The 20,083-nt window shown below is 41.0% G+C and carries 15 protein-coding genes; 3 read left to right on the top strand and 12 right to left on the bottom strand.

Annotated elements, in window-relative coordinates:
• The first annotated feature begins 219 nt into the window (after positions 1–219).
• The gene (locus tag FN809_RS09855) at positions 220–735 is read left to right on the top strand and encodes a nitroreductase family protein (protein ID WP_142533352.1); all 516 of its coding nucleotides are present in this window, start codon (positions 220–222) and stop codon (positions 733–735) included.
• Between the two features lie 81 nt (positions 736–816).
• On the opposite strand, the gene FN809_RS09850 is transcribed toward FN809_RS09855, so the two are convergent.
• The 5 genes from FN809_RS09850 to FN809_RS09830 form a co-directional block, all read right to left on the bottom strand.
• A complete protein-coding gene (locus tag FN809_RS09850) occupies positions 817–2,286 on the bottom strand; it encodes a class I adenylate-forming enzyme family protein (protein WP_142533351.1) in 1,470 nt (489 codons plus the stop codon).
• Positions 2,287–2,318: 32 nt separating this feature from the next.
• On the bottom strand, positions 2,319–3,320 hold the full coding sequence (gene nadE, locus FN809_RS09845) for an NAD(+) synthase (RefSeq protein WP_142533350.1): 1,002 nt from the start codon (positions 3,318–3,320) through the stop codon (positions 2,319–2,321).
• A 10-nt stretch (positions 3,321–3,330) separates the two neighbouring features.
• Positions 3,331–5,301, bottom strand: coding sequence for an asparagine synthase (glutamine-hydrolyzing) (gene asnB / locus FN809_RS09840; protein WP_142533349.1), 1,971 nt, complete (start codon positions 5,299–5,301; stop codon positions 3,331–3,333).
• Positions 5,302–5,386: 85 nt separating this feature from the next.
• On the bottom strand, positions 5,387–5,623 hold the full coding sequence (locus FN809_RS09835; RefSeq protein ID WP_142533348.1) for an acyl carrier protein: 237 nt from the start codon (positions 5,621–5,623) through the stop codon (positions 5,387–5,389).
• 237 nt (positions 5,624–5,860) lie between these two features.
• Complete coding sequence (locus FN809_RS09830; protein ID WP_142533347.1) at positions 5,861–6,679, bottom strand: prohibitin family protein; 819 nt, start codon at positions 6,677–6,679, stop codon at positions 5,861–5,863.
• Positions 6,680–6,775: 96 nt separating this feature from the next.
• Here FN809_RS09830 and mnmH point away from each other — a divergent pair, with 96 nt between their 5' ends.
• Entirely contained in the window at positions 6,776–7,810 is a 1,035-nt protein-coding gene (gene mnmH, locus FN809_RS09825; RefSeq protein ID WP_142533346.1) for a tRNA 2-selenouridine(34) synthase MnmH, read from the top strand.
• Between the two features lie 213 nt (positions 7,811–8,023).
• A complete protein-coding gene (selD, locus tag FN809_RS09820; protein ID WP_142533345.1) occupies positions 8,024–9,058 on the top strand; it encodes a selenide, water dikinase SelD in 1,035 nt (344 codons plus the stop codon).
• A 39-nt stretch (positions 9,059–9,097) separates the two neighbouring features.
• Here selD and FN809_RS09815 read toward each other — a convergent pair whose 3' ends face one another.
• From FN809_RS09815 to FN809_RS09785, 7 genes are all read right to left on the bottom strand, one after another.
• Entirely contained in the window at positions 9,098–10,528 is a 1,431-nt protein-coding gene (locus FN809_RS09815; RefSeq protein ID WP_142533344.1) for a DUF5723 family protein, read from the bottom strand.
• 36 nt (positions 10,529–10,564) lie between these two features.
• Entirely contained in the window at positions 10,565–12,187 is a 1,623-nt protein-coding gene (locus FN809_RS09810; protein ID WP_142533343.1) for a hypothetical protein, read from the bottom strand.
• Positions 12,188–12,220: 33 nt separating this feature from the next.
• Complete coding sequence (locus FN809_RS09805) at positions 12,221–14,698, bottom strand: OmpA family protein (RefSeq protein ID WP_142533342.1); 2,478 nt, start codon at positions 14,696–14,698, stop codon at positions 12,221–12,223.
• A gap of 280 nt (positions 14,699–14,978) precedes the next feature.
• Entirely contained in the window at positions 14,979–15,764 is a 786-nt protein-coding gene (locus FN809_RS09800; protein WP_142533341.1) for a formate/nitrite transporter family protein, read from the bottom strand.
• Positions 15,765–15,879: 115 nt separating this feature from the next.
• Positions 15,880–16,620, bottom strand: coding sequence for a pyruvate formate-lyase-activating protein (gene pflA / locus FN809_RS09795; RefSeq protein ID WP_142533340.1), 741 nt, complete (start codon positions 16,618–16,620; stop codon positions 15,880–15,882).
• A 228-nt stretch (positions 16,621–16,848) separates the two neighbouring features.
• On the bottom strand, positions 16,849–19,077 hold the full coding sequence (gene pflB, locus FN809_RS09790; protein ID WP_142533339.1) for a formate C-acetyltransferase: 2,229 nt from the start codon (positions 19,075–19,077) through the stop codon (positions 16,849–16,851).
• 199 nt (positions 19,078–19,276) lie between these two features.
• Positions 19,277–19,642, bottom strand: a complete 366-nt coding sequence (locus tag FN809_RS09785) for a DUF6686 family protein (protein ID WP_142533338.1) — start codon at positions 19,640–19,642, stop codon at positions 19,277–19,279.
• Positions 19,643–20,083 lie beyond the last annotated feature (441 nt).

Genomic DNA, 20,083 nt, shown 5'->3' with positions numbered 1-20,083 from the left:
CTCCCGCCTTTACCGGACAGGTAGTGTGATAAAGGTTTCTCATAGCCTGCCCCGACCATTCGGGGGCTCGTTTTATATGTTTTTACGTATGCATCCTCTTTTATAAGGTTTTGGAAATTGGGTTTGTACCATGCGTGTTTTTAGTTGAAATTTAAAAATACCCGGAACATTTAATATATTGTATTTCTTTTAGCGTCTTAAATTAAAACAAAACATATTATGCATTTTAAAGAATTGATGAAGGCGAGATATTCGGTACGTAATTACCACGAAAACAAAGTAGATCACACCCTGATTAAGCAGGTGGCTAAGGCAGGATTGGTGGCGCCATCTGCTGCCAACAGGCAGCCTTTAAAATTTATTGCCGTTGACAAGGATATAATACTAAAGAAATTACACCCGGCCTATCCCCGGGATTGGTTTGCAAAAGCACCAAGCCTGATTATTATCTATGGCCACCAGGAGGCTTCCTGGAAACGTTCGTTCGACAATAAGTACCATTGCGACATTGATGCAGCCATTGCAACGGATCACATGACCTTAATGGCTACCGATTTAGGACTGGGCACCTGCTGGGTTTGTAACTTTGACCCGGAATTAGTGAAGGAGGCCCTTCCTTGCGATGATGGCTGGGAACCCATTGCCATACTAACTATAGGTTATCCCACAAACAACAACGCACCAGAAAAAAAACGCAAGAGTATCGATGATATGCTAAGCTTTAACGGCTGGTAGGTGTAAATCTCTTTTACGTTCTTGAAGGAAGTTGTACGTATTACAGAACAGGAAAAGGAGGGCAATATAAGCTTCACTGCATCAGCCTTCCTGTTTTTTTACCTTTTTACCGGCTGCGTTAACATCCATTTTTGAGGTGAAGGTTATAATATGTGGAATTTTATAGGCGGCCAGCCTGGTGCTGCAAAATTCCTTCACACTGTTTTCATCCAGTTCTGCGTTGGCATCGTTTTTTACCACTACGGCTTTAATGGCCTCGCCCAACACCTCGTCGTGAATCGATTTTATGGTACAATCCACAACGCCGGGGATAGAAACGATTACCTCTTCAATTTCTTTGGGGCTAACTCTTCGTCCGCCAACTTTTATGATTTCTTTTTTGCGTGCTGCATGGTATATAAAACCTTCCTCATCTAAAGTAGCCAGGTCGCCGGTGTAGAGCCAGCCATTCCTTAAAGCCTGTGCCGTTGCCTTCTCATCTTTATAATACCCCAGCATCACATTATCCCCCTTGGCAATTATTTCACCTATCTGGCCGGGTTTGATAGCATGCCCCAGGTCATCTACTACTTTTAACTGTACTCCAGGGATGCCTTTTCCTAATGATCCCAACTTATCGTCAAGTCGTTCCGCCGGAAGATAGGAAAGCCTGGCCGTGGCTTCCGTTTGTCCGTACATCACTATAAACTGAATGTCGGGTTTTGCCTTTCTGAATTCCTCGATAAATACGCTGTGCAATTTACCTCCGGCTTGGGTTACATAACGCAAGTGTGGAAATTGGGTTTTAACAAAGGTATCTGACTTGCGCATAAGTATTTGGAAATGACTAGGAACACCTGCAAAGCCTGTGCATTTGTACTTTTCAAAATCTTTATAAACCGAGCCTAGGAAAATAAAGTTGTTATTGAGTACAATCTTACCTTTAACTCTAAGATGCGTATGCAACAAGGATAAGCCATAACAGTAAAAAAATGGAAGTACTACCTCCATAATATCCGCTGAAGTAAGATTAAGGTAATCGACTATAGACGAGGTGTTTGCGATAATATTTCTATGCGATATCATAACCCCCTTAGGCATTGCGGTTGAACCCGAAGTGTAAATTATTTGCGCAAGGGTATCCGGATCCAACTCATCTGCCTCAATAGAATCAAAAGTGCTGCCATCTTTGCATATGCTTTGTATATCAGCTTCGCACCATACATCTTTAAAGGGTACTTCGATTCTTCGTTTCAACACTTCGGGAACAAACATGACTTCGCAACCGGTTTGTGCTTTAACAAATTGGAGCTGTTGTTTCTCGGTAGATGGGTTTAAGGGGACAACAACATTACCGGATTTCATGATAGCGAGATAACTGACAATGCAGAAATTATTGTTTGGCGATAGCAGTATAATCTTATTGCCACAGCCATATTTTTTCCTCAAAGCACCGGCCAACATGAACACCTGTTGTTTTAAATCGTAAAACGACAGGGTTTCCTTTTGGCCCAATACAAATAGTTCCTCTGTATCAATATCTTTCGGTAGTAAATAATTAACACAGTTCATACCGGCTGGGGTTATTTGGATTTAAAAAACACTTATTTATTATTGATGATATAATGATGCAGGGGGGCAGTTCTCAAATACGCTGTTGTTTTTTGCTTGCGTGCAAAATTATTAAAAATATTATTTACCTCCTCCGTTGTCATTTCCATTACAGGAGCTACTTCCACAGGTAAATACTCATTTTCCCAGGCATACCAGAGCAAGTCCATTTTTTCGAAGGGCATTTGATAAAAGAACTCCTCTTGTGTTTGTTCAGCCGAATAAGTATCTGTTGTGGGGGTACGTTGTATGATGCTATTTGGCACCCCAAGGTGTCTGGCAATTTGATATACCTGTGTTTTATATAAATTACCAATCGGCATCACGTCGGCGGCACCATCGCCATACTTAACAAAAAAGCCCTGTTGCACCTCGTGTTTGTTTGGTGTGCCCAATACAGCATAATTTAACGTTTCGGCATGATAGTACAGCATATTGGCACGGCAGCGTTGCTTAAAATTAGAGGCAGCCACAATTTGCAGATATTCTTGCAATGGCAAGCGCACCTGCTTTTCGGTACCATCTTTAAAAGTTACCGAAACAAAATGTACCGGAGGCATATTTTTGTTGACAAAATCTTTTGGGATGATTACTTTCATTTTATCTTCAGCCGGATTGTATTCGGGCACTACTTTTTTAACGGCTTCGTCGCGCCGGCGATAACAGCCAAAACCATCCAGCGCTCCGCTGATGTTTTCCACAATACTCTTAACACCAAACTTATTTGCCAGCTCCCGGGCAAGCTCCTCGCTTTCAGGACTCGAATCTGTTTCGGGCAGCATGATGCCCAATAGTTTATCCGCACCAAATGCCCGCACTGCAATGGCCAGGGTTACCGATGAGTCAATACCACCGCTAATTCCGATTACTCCGCCATAGCGGCGAAATCGTTTATATACATCTTTTTGCAACTGGATGCATATATTTTCTATTACTTCATCCAGCTTCTCGATATGAAGGATATTTTTTGAGAAAGGTTTGCGATATGTTGTCATTATAATAAAATTATTTGTTACAGGTTTCGTTCATCACCCTACCCTGGCTTATTTCATTTAAGGCTATGCCAGTATGGTTTTTAATATATAATTGATGTAGCACCTGGGTGGATAAGATAGCCATCAGTGCCATATTGTCAACTTCGTTGTTGCCCTGTCCATTTTTTAACTTATGCATCAACTTTTCTACAGCTGTAGAGTCGAAAACACCGCTTTCGTTTAAATTATGGGCCGACAGATAGTTATCGACAAATCCGGATTTATCGCTTAGTAAGGCCTGTGCAACAGGGGCTCGGTAGGCTTGCTTGGGTCTTTTAAGTACCGAGGAGGGAATGATATCTTTAACTACCTGTTTAAGTAAATATTTTTCGTCGAGACCTGATATTTTCAGCTCGTCGGGCAGGGTAGAGCAAAACTCAACGAGGCGGTGATCAAGGAAAGGGTACCTCCCTTCCACAGAGTTTGCCATAGCCACCCGGTCGCCTTGCGACGACAGTAAATACCCCGACATAAATATATTGGACTCGATGAACTGTGCCTTTGCCAAGGGGCTATATTGAGCCAATGTAGACGCAATGCTGTTTGCATACCCGCCAATTAGGTCATTGTTTCCGGCTTGTTCTTTAAATTGATGCGATAGGAGTTTTCCTATCCTGCCTGTATTGTTCCATCGCAGCAGGTGCGAATACACCGGCGAGTTGGTTTCGGACAGTTTGTACGCAAAAAAAAGTTTTAGCATACCAATGCTACCATTTTTTATCTGGGGGAGGTAAGGGTAGAGTTTTTTAAGTAAAAGTGGACGTAACTTCGACTCCGGGTATTTGGCCCAAAAATGGCGGATGATGGCCTCTTTAAAAATATTATAGCCACCCAGCATTTCATCTGCTCCCTCGCCGGTTATCACCACTTTTATGCCATGGCGCCTTACCAATTCCGATAGCTTAAACATGGGGAAAGGTGCCGTCCTGAGCACCGGTATCTCGGTATGCCATATCACCTTTTCAAATAGCGATGCCACATCGCTATTTTTAAACGATATGGAATGATGCTGTGTATTGAAAAAATGGGCTACCTCTGTCTGAAAATCAGACTCATCAAAGTCTTTTTGTTCGAAACCAATGGAAAAGGTATTTAATTTATCCGGAAACATTTGCTTAATAAAAGCAGTAGTACTGGTGCTATCCAATCCCCCGCTCAGATAAGCAGCCACGGGCACATCTGCCCTCATCCGCAAAGCAATGGCGTCGCGGAACAAGGCATTAAATTTATCTTTGGCATCGCCCAGTGATATTTTTTCGGTGTTTTTATTAAAAGTCATTGCCCAATAGGGTGTAACTTTAAGTTTATCGTTTGTAAGCAGTGCGTAGCAACCCGGTGGCACTTCATAAATTTTTTCAAAGGCCGTATAAGGAGATAATGTTGTCCAGAAGGTGAACACTTGAGATAATCCGGTGGCGTTTATACTCCGCGAGGTATCGGGGTATTCGAACAGGGCTTTTATTTCGGAAGCAAAAACAAAGCCCGATGTTGTATTAGTGAAAAACAAAGGACGAATACCAACACGGTCGCGAGCCAAAAAGAGTTCTTGTTTATGGGTGTCCCATATGGCAATGGCAAACTGGCCGTTCATCCGGCTCAAACAATCTGCACCAAACTCCTGGTACATGTGTAGTACCACTTCCGTGTCGCAATGGCTTGTAAAGCGATGCCCTTTTTGGCAAAGCATCTTCCTTAATTCGGGATGGTTGTATACTTCGCCGTTATAGCTTATCCAGTACCTTCCATCGGGTGTAGCCATGGGCTGTTGTCCGCTCATAAGATCCACAATGCTAAGTCGGACACTACCCAGGCATGCATTTTCTGACACGTACAATCCACACTCATCCGGTCCACGGTGACCAATACGAGCAAGCATAGCATTTAAAACATACTTTCGGGAGTCAACTTTTTGTGTATTTATAAATCCTGCTATCCCACACATATTGTAAAGTGTTGGCCAATAGTACCTTACTATCAGTTGTTATGCATTGCCAATTCCGACTTGCTTTGGGTAGGGGGCGTTTTATCTAGGCAACTTTTTTTTTTTCAATAAACGCGACAATTCGTTCTACGCTTCCAAAATTTTCTTCCTGTAGATCGGTATCTTGTGTTTCTACATTGAATTCGCTCTCCAAAAAACTGATTAATCCCAACAATCCCATAGAGTCAAAAATTCCCTCATCAAAAATCAATGTTTCATCTTTGATAATGGATGGGTCGCTAAAGGTTGTTTCGGCTATAAATTTCCTTATTTCTTCTCGCATAACATTAAAGTTTATGACCTATTATTTACATTACCATATATTCTATAAAAATAGGCTATTTCGGAGTAAATAAAAAAATACTTTGTCGAATATGATTATTTTGTAGATTAACAATGCAAACTTGCTTTTATACGTAAAATAGAGGATTTAAATGTTGTTTAAAAATAAAACACCCCTCTTTTATTATAGTAAATAAAGGAGGGGTGGGGTGCGTTTACAATACTGATTTACTGCTGACTAATTGTTGCCTAATATCATGGGTAAGCCATCTTTGCCGGACCCTATCACTACTACTTTGGCGTTGGGCGATTCCGCCAGTTTCAGGGTTGCGTCGATACCTTTTTGCTTGAGTATATTATCCGTTAAACTGGCACTGATAATGCGGTTATAGTTCGCTATACCATCAGCTTCGATAGCTCTGCGTTCAGCTTCGCTTCGTTCCTTATCTAATTTAAATTGATAGGCTAAAGCTTCCTGCTCTTGTTTTAGCTTGCTTTCGATGGCTTCTTTTATCTGTGCCGGCAACTGAATAGATCGAATAAGCAAGGCCCTCATTTCAATATTGTTGGCTTCTAGTACAGCCGAAGTTTCCTGTTCAATCAAATCTTCAACTTCCTTACGTTTGCTGGCAAAAAGCTCTTCGGCGGTATATCTGCCTGTTACGCTTCGTACCACGCTTCGTACCTCAGGAATAACCAAAACTTGCTGGTAATTTCTACCAAATTTTTCGTGAAGCTGGCCAATCTTATCGTACATGGGGTTAAATCGGATGGTAATTTCCATGTTAATGGTCATACTGTTTTTGTCCAGCACGTCCATCGTTTCTTCTCGTGTTTGTTCCTTTACTTCGTAAACGATAACCTGATTCCATGGAGCAATAATGGTTAATCCGGCTTCTTTAATGTTATCTTTATCCAAGCCCATGGTGTAAGGCTTAAAAATTACGGCACGCTCACCGGGCTGAATGATATGGAACATGCGACTTCCGAAAATAATTAGTAACACAATTGCTCCTAATAATAAACCCAAAATAATAGGTGATAATTTGTTATTCATCGTATATTTTTTAAAATATTAATCTTCAAATCTACAAAATAATAATTGATTTCGTTGTTTAGATTATTTTTGTGCGGATAATAGTATTTTTGTCCCATGATGGATTTGTCAATTGAAACGTATTATAACAAGCATAGTGGTGTACCTATAATAGATGTAAGGTCGCCCGGAGAATATAACAAAGGACATATCCCGGGAGCCGTGAATATTCCTCTTTTTAGTAATGAGGAGCGGGCAGATGTGGGAACAGTGTACAAACAAAAGGGACAGGAAAAAGCCATTGAACTGGGCTACACCTATGTAAAACCCAAATTACAATGGTTTCTGGATAAATCGTTGAGATATGCACCATCAAAAAAAGTTGTAGTATACTGTTGGCGCGGCGGTATGAGGAGCCACGCCTTTGCGGAACATTTGGAAAATAATGGTTTTATCGATGTTAAAGTAATCCATAAAGGCTATAAAGCGTACCGGAATTTTGTACTGGCTGCCTTTACGTGGAAGGTGGATTTAAAAGTGATAGGGGGTTATACCGGTAGTGGTAAAACACATATTCTGCATAACTTAAAAGAATTGGGTTGTCAAATCATCGATCTGGAATGCCTGGCTTGTCATAAAGGCTCGGCCTTTGGATCAATTGGTGAAAAGCTACAGCCTACCGTTGAACAATTTGAGAATAACCTGTTCGACCAATGGCGGAAATTCGATTTTACCAAGCCGGTATATATCGAGGATGAGAGCCATAGTATCGGTGCGGTGAAAGTACCTATAAGCTTGTATAATACAATCAGAACATCAATGGTTTATTTTTTAGATGTTCCTAAACAAATAAGGGCGCATGCACTGGTAAAGGATTATGCTGCTATTGATGACGAACAGTTAAAGACAGGTATCCGCAAAATTACCAAACGTTTGGGGGGTGTTACTACCAACGAAGCCATAGAGGCACTCAATAGCAAGGATTATTATAAAGTAGCCATGCTTGCCCTTAATTACTACGACAAGGCCTATATGCGTGGTGTATCGAACCGCCAGAGCGATAAGATAATTTATATAGAATTGCATGATACAGACTGGCGCAATAATGCCTTGTTTATTAAAAACGAGATTGAAAGCACGGTAAGCTATTGAAATTGTTTTTTGTATTAAATAATCAATGAATTATTTATATCTCCTACAGTAACTAAGTTGAGCATCCGGAAGTTAAATCAACCGGCAGGCTGTGGGTTTTCAGTTGGATAAAAGCATTATTAAAAAATTTAACTTCAGCTATGTGTGGGCTAAACTACACTTTATTTGTGTTTTAGCAATTTATATATAGTTTAGACTTATAGTATAAAAAAAATGAATAACATAAAATTAACCCAGTATAGCCACGGAGCCGGCTGTGGTTGTAAAATATCGTCCAAAGTGCTGGATGCCATGTTGGTGAGCCACATTAAGCCTATTACAGATAATAATTTATTGGTAGGTAATGATAGTAGGGACGATGCAGCTGTTTACAATATGGGTGATGGTACAGGTATTATTAGTACTACCGATTTTTTTATGCCCATTGTAGATGATCCTTTTACTTTTGGTAAGATTGCTGCAGCTAATGCCATTAGTGATATATATGCCATGGGGGGTAAACCCTTAATGGCCATCGCTATATTGGGCTGGCCGGTGAATAAAATACCCACCGAAATAGCACAGCAGGTGCTGGATGGGGGTAGAGCCGCATGCCAGGATGCCGGTATATTGCTAGCTGGAGGTCATAGTATCGATAGCCCCGAACCAATATTCGGATTGGCCGTAACAGGCAAGGTGCAATTGAATAAGTTAAAGCAAAACAATACGGCAACGCAAGGATGCAAACTCTATTTGACCAAACCATTGGGTGTAGGCATACTGACTACCGCACAAAAAAAAGGACTTTTAAAGAAAGCGCATAAAAATGTGGCTCCCGATGCAATGAGTCAACTCAACAACATTGGTTGGCATCTGGCAAATGTTGGCGGTGTAAAAGCTATGACAGACGTAACGGGCTTTGGATTACTGGGACACCTGCGCGAAATGTGCGAGGGGAGCAAGCTAACCGCCCACATCAATTATAACGAAGTACCACGTTTTGATATGTTGGATGAGTACCTTACTCAAAATTGTGTGCCGGGTGGGACGCATAGAAACTGGGACAGCTTTGGCGATAAAATTCAGATGCATAACCCGGACTTTATTAAGTTGCTGTGCGATCCGCAAACCAGTGGTGGACTTTTAGTGGCGGTAGAACCATCCCATGCAGCGCAGGTGGAAAGTTTGTTTAAAGAAAATAATATACCGGTTAAATCCTTTGGCGAGCTCAAAGAGCAGAGCGATAAATGGGTTGTGGTGAATGAATAAAATACAGTGCCGATTTATGACGAAAGACGCATAGTCAATCTACTGACCACGAGCCAACATTGGCTTGTCGCGATTACCATGGCGTCCAAATATTAAATTTAATCCCATTTTAACAGTGAGGTTTCTTGCATTAGGAAACATCGTTAGTTCATCCCCATCTATATTAACTGTTGCCAATTGTGTAGGAAGGTAGTCGGCAGCTACATACAGCTGTAAGGGACCCATTAGGATTGAAACAGCTGTTCCCAGCCCATTGCCTCCACCAGGGCGTAAGCTGTAATTTAAGTTTAGCGCAACAAAACTATAGGGTTGTATATTGGCCGAAAAATTAAAATCTTGTCGATAGTTGTTCTTTTGAAAAATGCTACGTGCCAGCACGCCCAAGGTTAAACTTGGTGTTACCTCGTATAAAGTACCCGCGTAGAGCTCAGGAGATAAGGAGGTGCTGAATTTATCGTGCGAAACTTTGTAATCAATAAGCGTTTTAAAATCTTCCTCTAAAATTTCCAATGCAGCATCCAAGTCGTCATCCGATGCATCTACATCCAAACCATCAAAAGAATATTCTCCGGAAAACGAAAGGGTGTTTAAATCATCTTTCCATTTGAGATAGCCCAAGTTTACCAATGCGGCGGAGAATGACCAGCGTTTATTTAACGCATATACAGCACCAAAGTCAAGCGCAATCCCGCTGTTGTTGAAAGAAGTTAGATAATTGCTTAAATCATCCGACGCTAGATTTTTAAAATCAACTGACTCAGGAAAGTCGTTGGCCGTAGCTGCTTCTATTATCTCCAAAGGTGCAGATGTGGAAATACTTCCGGCAACCGTCACCTCCCATGCCTGACGCGAGGTTTTAAGTTGAAAAGATTTGATATCTGTTGTAGCCCCCATCATGCCAAACAAAGGCTTTATTTTTATTCCCAGGGTCAATTTATCATTCCACTCGCGGCTGTAGCCCAAAGCAATCTCTTTATATGCATATCCTTTTATTTGTGTAGTGGAGAAATCAAAAACACTTCCACTTGGGAATCCTTTATCGGCAATTCTTAATATATCATAAGGGATTCCGGACTGTGCCACGGTTTTAACACTTAGGTTTAGGGTAAAATAATCTCTACCACTGCGAAACCCTAAACCCATTAAACCTATATCCGCGGCCTCCTGTAAGTTTACAGCTTGGCCTGCAGAACGTTTTAATTTTGAAAAATCATAGCGTTTGCTAAGTGGTGTTACCCACTCACTACCTGCATCTTGAAAAATACTTTTGAAAGCAATATCGCTCTTAAAATTTTGGTTAAGTGAGGGCAGGGCAAAAAAACCATTTGCTCTGCTTTGCATGGCAGGATTGATAAAAGAAGATTGGGGTATAGTTTCCATATAGTATAAGCCCATTGGGGCTTGTGCCCGGAGAGAAGTTAATACGAACAGGAATAATAAGGTTAATAAGGGGTATATTGTTTTTTGCATAGTATATTGACTGTTAGGAGGAGTGTAGGATGCGCATTAGTTTAAATTGGGTGTTTGTCCGGTAGCCTCTAATGAGATAGAGACCTTCATGCCTGCGTCATTAAAAATCTTAACAAATTTATTTTCATAATCATGGCTGGCGATTGTCGTTTCTAAAATGAGTAGCATGGCATTCTCATCAAAAAATTTCAGAAATTGTTGATTGTCCAACTCAACAAGCACATGGGTATGCGCTGCTTCTACAATTCTACCCTCAGCATTAAGTTCGCCAACCGATAGTACGGGTTCAAAATTAGATAATACATCCTCAATTTTATTGCCACTGGCATCCGCTATAAATAGCTTGGTATTTACAGCAAAAGGCAAAAGATTATAGAAATCCAGATACATGGATAAAGTTTGGATTAATTCCGCATTTTCTCTGTCTCCATCCATCAGCTCTTTAAAATCAAAATCGATGGTATCGGTACGGAAATATTCTTTTGCTTTTAGCCATAAAGGAGCTTCCACTTCAACCGTGGCATAAAGAGTGTCTACATCAGCAATAAAATTCTGTGCTTTGGTATCCCCGTTTGGGTTGGAGAGGCTAACAAAATCTAAAGTTATTTTTTCGGGAAATGGATTGATTACCTCCATTATGTTAGAATTATTCCGGTTTATTACAAGAGTATTGGTGGATGGGATAATTGGTGAGCCATCTGTAGCGGCAGCCACATCTATATTGACTTTTGAAAGGCCATTAAAAAGCAATACATCATTGGTTTCAATTCCATCTGTTGTTTTATTGAATCGAATATTACTGGCCTCCATGTTAAAAGGAACCCCCAATTGATTGTTGCTGTGTATATGGCAAGTTGCTTCTTTAAGCTCTATTTTGGCAGAGCCCAATACATCTTCCATATCTTCTATTTCCTGCGAAACGGATATTATATCCGACTGGTATTGTCCAAAATAACCATAAAGCTTTTCTGTTTTAACATCTGTTAATTGAAAACCAAGATCAATTGATCCGGCAGGCACTCCTGAAAAATTTAAATGCGCCTCCATTTGTAAGGTAATATAGCTCGATCCGGGTTCCTGCTTAAACACAATCTCTCTATTTTTTAATGAAAAAAGTCTGTTAAAGCTGTTGTTAAATCCATCCGGTTCACAGGTAGTTGTTATTAAAGGATTTGATTCGGGTATGGACACTACTACAGTACCTGTAATACCATGGGGTAGGGTTATAGTCAAATTTAAGTCTCCTGTATCAAAAAGACCTTTATCCAGCCGAACATCATTCTTTGAATTGAATTTTATCTTCTCTGTTGCAGAAATATTACCGGGTTGATTTAATGCGGGTGCAGGCGTAACTACTTCATTATTCAGCAAATAACTCCAGCTTTCATTCAAATTATCTATGCTTGCAAGATTATCCCGGGGGATGGATACTTCCTGGTTGAATCGAAGAAAAACCAACTTATTATCATCAACAAAAATTCGTTTATCATCTATTTTATTTATTCCGTCCGCAATGGTAAACGAGTAGTTTATAGCGGGTATTACTGTGGAATAAAGTCTATCATTTTCTGTATTAACAATAATGTCGTCGCCTTTACAACTTGTCAATATTACCAATGCAAGCAATAATCCCACTTTAAATAATCTCCAAATATGCATAACAATATGTTTTAAACTATAGGGTTGTGTCTTCTATTCAATCACTTTTATTTCAACTCTTCTATTGGCAGCACGGCCTTCAGCGGTATCGTTGGATACAATAGGCTTATCAAAGCCATAGCCTTTAAATAGCATCCGTGCCTCATCTATACCACGTTCACGCAAGTAATTCCAAACGGATTCAGCACGGTTACGTGATAGTCGTTTGTTTAAACCGGCAGAACCCATGTTATCTGAGTGTCCGGATACTTCAATTCGGATATCGCTGTTTTCATCGAGCAAACGGGCCAGTTTGTTAAGCTCAATAAACGACTGCGGTAACAAGGTGGCTTTCCCTGTATTAAAAAGAATGTTTTCAACTACTATTTTTGAGCCTGTCGACATCTTTTGTAACGATACATTGCGGATTAATAACGTAGAATCTGCGGGGAAGGCCAATGCCATATTGGTAAAGAAATAGCCCTCCGCATTTACCTCTACAACAAAAGGACCTTTATCCTGTAGGGTAGCGAAGTATTTCCCGCTTATCGAATCGGTGTGGGCAACCATCATGGCAATCTGCTCTCCCGGCTGGTAAAATGATAAAGAAGCCGGAATTACGCTATTGTCCTTAGCGTCGCGCACGACACCTGAAACCGTGTAAGAAATTTTACTGCGCTCTAAGTATATATCCTTTTTGAAAGTGTCGGTTTTGTTATCACGAAGCATTAAAGTATCCGTACAGCCATAATAGTTAATCGCATTCACTTGCATGGTCATGTTTAATTTGTCATCCAGTGTTACGGAATACGAGCCATCGGCACTGTTGGTGTATGCTCTTGCTACAATGCTATCTTTTTCTGATTGTACCAGCAGTATTTCGGCTTGTAGAGGAGCTCCATTGTGTTTGTTTTTAACTGTTCCAAACACAGTAAAAGGGCTGGCTAATCGTTGTAAATGAAAATCTTTACGTACTTGCTGCTTTCTGTTTACGGGCATGTCGATACTATCCACCTGATTCAAATATCCTTTGGCCTCAGCCTGAATCCAATAGTTACCCACATCCTCTAAATGGGCTGTATATTTACCAGATAAGGAATCATTACTTACGGATAGGATGGGTTGTTTCGTTTCGGCATTAAACACGGTTATTTTTCCCGACACTACTCCACCATTTTCTATATCAATAATATTTCCCCATAAATCAAAAGGAATCCGGATGTCCTTAACAACCTGGTATAGATCTAAACCTCCCTCTCCGCCTGCCCTGTCAGAAGCCATTAAGGCCACCAGGGAATCCCCTGTGGGGTAATAATATAGTTCATCAGCGGCTGTATTTATGGGATATCCCAGATTAATGGGTTCCGACCATGCCCCATCGGCCTGTCTTTGGGCTTTGTAGATATCAAAACCACCCATCCCCAGGTGGCCGTTGCTCGAAAAGTATAGGGTATTTCCATCGGGCGAAAAAGTAATGCTTTTTTCATCGAACGTTGTGTTTATCGCATTGCCTGCCGGTCGTGATTTTTTAATCCTACGTTTAGTTGTTTTAGGGGAGAAATAAATATCATACCCACCCGAATACCTGTTTTTATCAGATACAAAAGCTGCATCGCCCCTGGCCGTTGTGCACAGGTAGGTTTCGTGTACGGTTTTACGGTTTACAGCGCCTTTTATAATAGAGGATCTGACACCCTTTCCATGATCAACTTTAAGCGCGTAAAGTGAACCTGAGCGCTCGCCTCCTTTGTAATAAAATAGTTGATTGTGGGCATGGTCGGCACCTGCTACACTTGTGTTTTTCCTTTGTTTTATCCCTTGAAGTGGCTGTGAAACAGTTGTGCCGGCCACATCAAAAGTAGCGTATTTAATATTCTCTTTTGTTGTACTACGACAAACTGGTTTATTATTAACCTTTGGTGGCTGGCGAGAAGTATAGTACAAAATATTTGTATCATGTAAAATCACCGGCGAATATTCATCGTAGTAACCATTTACGCTTTTTCCTAAGTTAGTTACAAAATAAGGCAGTGAGTCTTTTACCGTTTTAGCACCAAATTGGCACTCGCGCTGCAGCTGTTTTAAACGTGCAGAAAACTTACGTTGTTTACATTTATTAAGTGACTGATTGTAGTTGTGGAACGCCTCGCCGGCATTTTTATATTGATGATTCAGTTGATAGGCCTCGCCTAAGCGTAGATAATAATCTCTACTTATTGATGAATGGGATTTTAAAAGATAAAAAATGGCCGCGTACGAATTATTCTCCATCAAAGCACTCACCCCCAGGCGATAGTTAAGCGCATTTATGGAATCTACTTCATCGTAAAGTTTCAGATACAACTTAAACGCCTTGTCGTATATCTTTTTGTTATAAAGTTTATTGGCATCTGTCAGGATAGGTAACAATTCCTTGCTCTTTGTTTTGCTAAACATGGAAAATGTTATTTTATCTATGCCGGGCTTATCTTGTGCTTGAATTAGGGTGCTATACAGTAACAAGGTAAAAAGATAAAGAAAGGCATTCTTCATAAATAGTAAAGATTTATTTCAATTTGGCGTTAAGTGAAGTAGCTAGTACGCACATATAAAAAAAATGTTTCCTTAATATTTAATCTGGTCGAGTTTTTTTTGAAGCCTTAGTTTTCAAAACAGGCACAGGTTTCCCATTATGCGAAAGCTGTTTTAGGATTATATTTGTATGCAACAATAGGCAATACAGCAACGTTTTACGTTCTTTTGCTATAAGAGTGTAAGGTCGCTCAAAAGATAGAATCCTACTCAGCCAGGCCGGTTGATTTATAGCGATGATTTACGCTTTTTTCTGATATGCATACCAATACAGCGTACCCACAAAAAAGGCTCCTCCCACAATATTACCCAGAGTTGCAGGGATAAGGTTATGGCTTACAAAGCTGACCCAGGTAAGGTTGGCGCCTTCGTAAATAGCAAGTGGGATAAAAAACATGTTGGCGATGGAGTGTTCAAAACCCATGACTACAAAAGCCATCACAGGCCACCAGATGGCTAATATCTTTCCGCTGGTGTGCTGTGCCGACATGCCCATCCATAAGGCCAGGCACACTAACCAATTGGCTCCTATGCCTTTTAAAAAAGTTTTATAAAACGGATTGGATGTTTTACTTATGGCAATATTATGTACCATTTCCTGCCAGGGTTGCTGGGCCACCACATCTGTTAGGTGGGTAAGAAAATAGGCCACAAAGATGGAGCCTGCAAAGTTGCCCAGGTAAACTAAGCCCCAGTTACGCAGTGGTGCCCGCCAGGTTTGCTTTTTGCTAAGTACATTGGGCATAAAATAGGCGTTGTTACCGGTGAAGAGCTCGGCACCGGCCATCACCACTATCATTAATCCAACGGGGAAGGCAGCCCCAAATAAAAATTTGGCAATTCCCGGATTTTCGGCGGCAAGTCCGGGTACACCGCCACCAATAAGTATGGATAGCAAGCCCCCAAAGGATATGTAGGCACCTGCCAAAAAGCTGAGCGTCAATATCTTTCTTGTAGAATAGCTGTGTTTTGCAATAGCTGCTTCGCCTGCAATTTTAATTATTTCGGGGGGATTGTATAGGCTCATTGGTGATAGTTGAAAGTTATAAAATAAATGCCGGATGCCACTTGGGGTTGTTCCTGGCGTGGCATAATTAACATTTTGAGTGTTGTAAATGATAATTTGTTGCCCTCCGAAGGGTCTAGTTTATTTTTACTTCTTTAAAATAGGGTTCAAGGATGTTTCTGGCAGTTTCAAGCTGTTCGGGAGTATTATCGGGCACCTCTTTTAGTTGGTAGGTTTCGCCCAGTGATTCCCATTTGTGTATGCCGAGATGATGGTAGGGCTGTATCTCCAGCTTCTCGATGCACTGATAATCTTTAAAACGTTCGCCGAATTTTTTAAGTTCCTCGGGATCGTCGGTATAGCCCGGAATAAGGACATAGCGCAGCCAGGCTGCTTTAGCACTTTTTTCGCGATGTTGTATAAGCTTCTCGGCCAAATCAAAACCCTGCGCTCCGGTAATTTTCCGATAGCCCTGTTCGTTAGTATGTTTTATATCCACCATAATCAGGTCGGTATAATTATCCAGCAATTCCCGGGTGGCTGAAGTGAGCACCGTGCCGTTCGTGTCTACATTAGTATGTATATCTGCCTCTTTCAGTGCTTTAAAAAAGGGAATCAAGGCTTTGCTTTGCAGCAGCGGTTCGCCTCCCGAAACAGTAACACCACCCAACTTACCAAAGTATGTTTTCATGTTCCTGGCTCTACGTACCAGCTCATCAATATGGTGTTCCGTGCCCCCTTGCAGGGCAATGGTATCGGGGTTGTGACAATACAAGCACTTGAGGTTACATCCCTGTAAAAAGATGACCATCCGTATTCCCGGGCCGTCGTGCGTGCCAAACGACTCTATAGAGTGAACTTTTAAAGTATGAGACATTTAGACGTATAGAAATTTAGGTATGAGACAATACATAAGAAGCAAAGCAACATTGCTAACAATTGCGGGAAAAGACTTTTAGATAAGAGCCATTAAATGAGGTTTATAAACAAAAACATAAGTAGAGGTTTTCTACTTATGTTTTTGTTTTTATTTACGGTGCTGAGAAAATATTATATAACAGCAGGTAAATAGTCTATTATCTAAGGTATAATCGAGTTGCTAAGTTTACATGGTATCGTGGAATGAGCGTGACAGCACCTCCTGCTGTTGCTCGCGCGACAAGCGTGTAAAGTTAACGGCATAACCCGAAACCCTGATGGTGAGCTGCGGATGTTCCTCGGGATGTTCCATGGCATCTTTTAATAACTCCCGATTCAACACATTAACATTAAGATGTTGAGCATTTTTACCAAAGTATCCGTCCAGTGCACTTACCAAGTTGGCGATTCTTTCCTCTTCGTTAGGTCCTAATGATTTAGGCACGATGGAGAATGTGTTTGAAATACCGTCCTGCGAATCGGCATAATCAATTTTAGCTACGGAGTTTAACGAAGCAATTGCACCATGCGTATCGCGCCCGTGCATTGGGTTAGCACCCGGGGCAAAGGGTATACCTTGGGCTCTTCCGTCGGGTGTAGCGCCTGTTTTTCTACCATAAGTAACATTTGATGTGATGGTAAGTACCGATAACGTTGGTTTGGCATTTTTATATACGGGAAGCTTTTTCAGTTCTTCACTAAAATGATTTACCATGTCGCGGGCTATTAAATCCACACGGTCGTCGTCGTTTCCGTATTTCGGAAATTCGCCTTCAATCTTGAAATCAACGGTCAGACCATCTTCGTTGCGCACCGGTTTTACTTTAGCATGTTTGATGGCCGAAAGAGAATCGGCAACGATGGATAAGCCTGCAATACCATAAGCCAAATTAATCTTTGGGTTGGTATCAATTAAGGCCATCTGTGCTTTTTCGTAGTAGTACTTATCGTGCATGTAATGAATAATATTCATCGACTCATTATATACACGTGCCACATCGCGCATCGCAATCTTGAAGTTTTCCATCACCTTGTCGTAATCCAGGTATTCGTCATTGGCCATAGACGGGATACCTTTAACCATTTGTGTTCCGGTATTTTCGCAACGACCAGCATTTAGCGCTAGCAGTAATGTTTTGGCCAGATTGGTGCGGGCACCAAAAAATTGGATATGCTTGCCCAGTTCCTGAAACGAAACACAACAGGCGATACCATAATCGTCGCTATCGCGGTGGCAGCGCATCAAATCGTCGTTTTCGTACTGTATAGATGAGGTGTCGATGGATACTTTAGCACAAAACTCTTTAAAGCCTTGTGGCAGACTGTTGGACCAAAGAATAGTGATGTTTGGCTCAGGTGAAGGGCCCAGGTTATAAAGCGTATGTAAAAAACGAAACGATGTCTTGGTTACCTTGGTGCGTCCGTCAACCAACATGCCACCAATAGATTCGGTAACCCAGGTAGGGTCGCCGGCAAATATTTGTTCGTAAGCTTCCATGCGCAGATGGCGCACCATACGCAGTTTCATCACAAATTGGTCGATATATTCCTGTGCGTCCTGCTCGGTGATGAGGCCGGCTTTTAAATCTCTTTCGATGTAAATATCGAGGAAGGAAGAAACGCTACCCAGCGACATGGCAGCACCATCCTGCTCCTTTACGGCTGCCAGATAGGCCATGTATGTCCACTGAACTGCCTCCTGCCCATTTGTAGCGGGACGCGACAAATCCAAACCGTACTGCTTACCCATTTCAATCATCTGGTGCAAAGCCTTAATTTGCTCTGTAACCTCTTCGCGTAAGCGGATGGTGGCATCCGTCATAGGACCGGTAATGCCCTGCAAGTCTTCTTTTTTGGATTCTATCAATCGGTTGATGCCGTAAAGGGCTATCCTGCGGTAATCGCCAATGATACGACCGCGCGCATAGTTGTCGGGCAATCCGGTGAGGAATCCGAGAGAGCGGAATTTCCTTATTTCATCGGTATAGGCATCAAAAACGCCATCGTTATGTGTTTTGGTATATTTGCTAAAAGCTTCGGTTATCATGTCCGATGGCTTTAGTCCGTGTTCCGACAGTGCCTTCTGCACTACCTTAAAACCGCCGTACGGTTTCATGGCTCTTTTAAGTACTTGGTCGGTTTGCAGTCCCACAATTACCTCGCTCTCCTTATCGATGTATCCTGCCGGAAAAGAGCTAATCGTTGAAACTATTTCTGTATCTACACTGCGCATGCCATTGTTGGCGCGTTCCTCTTTAAGGGCTTGCAGACAAATGTCCCAAAGCTTTTTTGTTTTTGGGCTTGCTTCCTGTAAAAAATTATAATTACCGCTATATGGCGATATGTTCAATCGCACAAAATCCCTAACATCAATGGTTTTGCACCAATTGCCGGTGGTAAAATCTTTTGTTTCCATGTTTGCTTTATAATTAGTACCTTATAATTTCAGGTACAAAAGTAACGCTATTTAAGCATTATTAAAACCCCAACATGTTGTGATATCGCTTCTTGGGTGTTGGGTGCATACCGATTTATCCCTTATATGGGTATCAATCAGGTAAAATAGGTAATGAATTGCCTGAATGCTAATCTTTGTTAAAAGATACGCCCGGGGGTTAATTTAGTTGCTTTTCTGATATAATCGATAGGTTTTTAAGCATACGGGTGTCTTCCTGAGCTCTTTTGTAATGGTTGATAAAATTGGTTACCAAAACTTTAAGTTCTTTTAAATCGTTCTGCGAAAGCACCATTTTAATAGCGGTATTGGGGAAAGGGATATGTATTTTTCGATTGTAAAAGGTGTCGATATTTAAAAGTTCAAACTCCTCACCATTGATTTCTATCAGATAGTTCTGGAAGTTTTCGAGTGCTTTGACCGATGAAAAATCTATGGCTATTTGGTTAAATTCAAAATGAAACTTGTTGCATTTGTTGCAAGTAAACAAATGTCCGTGCTGTGATTTGATATTTATATTTTCCATTTTTTCTTTTTTAAATAACCCTATATAAACAGTTTAAAGAAGGGATTGTTTATGGCTTGGCCTTTTTGAAGGTGCGAATCAGGTAAGCCCTGTTTGTGATTCGGGAAATAAACAGGGTATAATCAATAAATCATCGCAATACCCTAAAAAGTGATCAGGGGATTGGATGCAGCGTGTCCGGAGAATAAAAAAAAGAAGATTGAAGGTGGCGAAATAATATAATTCCTTGTTCAATTATTAGCCGTATAAATAACGACATTTAAAGATTTTTGCTTTATGTTTGAGTGAGCATGTTTATTTTAAGTAATCCATAAAGTGTTCTGGAATTTTTTATTGCTGCATTCAAACGTTGTGTGATGCATTATTAGGATAGGATGATCAAGGACATATTTACGGCCTTAATACAAACATTTTTCTTAATATTACAACAAATTTAACATC

The organism is Saccharicrinis carchari (genome assembly GCF_900182605.1).
GTDB lineage: Bacteria > Bacteroidota > Bacteroidia > Bacteroidales > Marinilabiliaceae > Saccharicrinis > Saccharicrinis carchari.
Note: the sequence above shows the minus strand (reverse complement) of the source record. Positions and strands in the feature narration are given on the sequence as shown.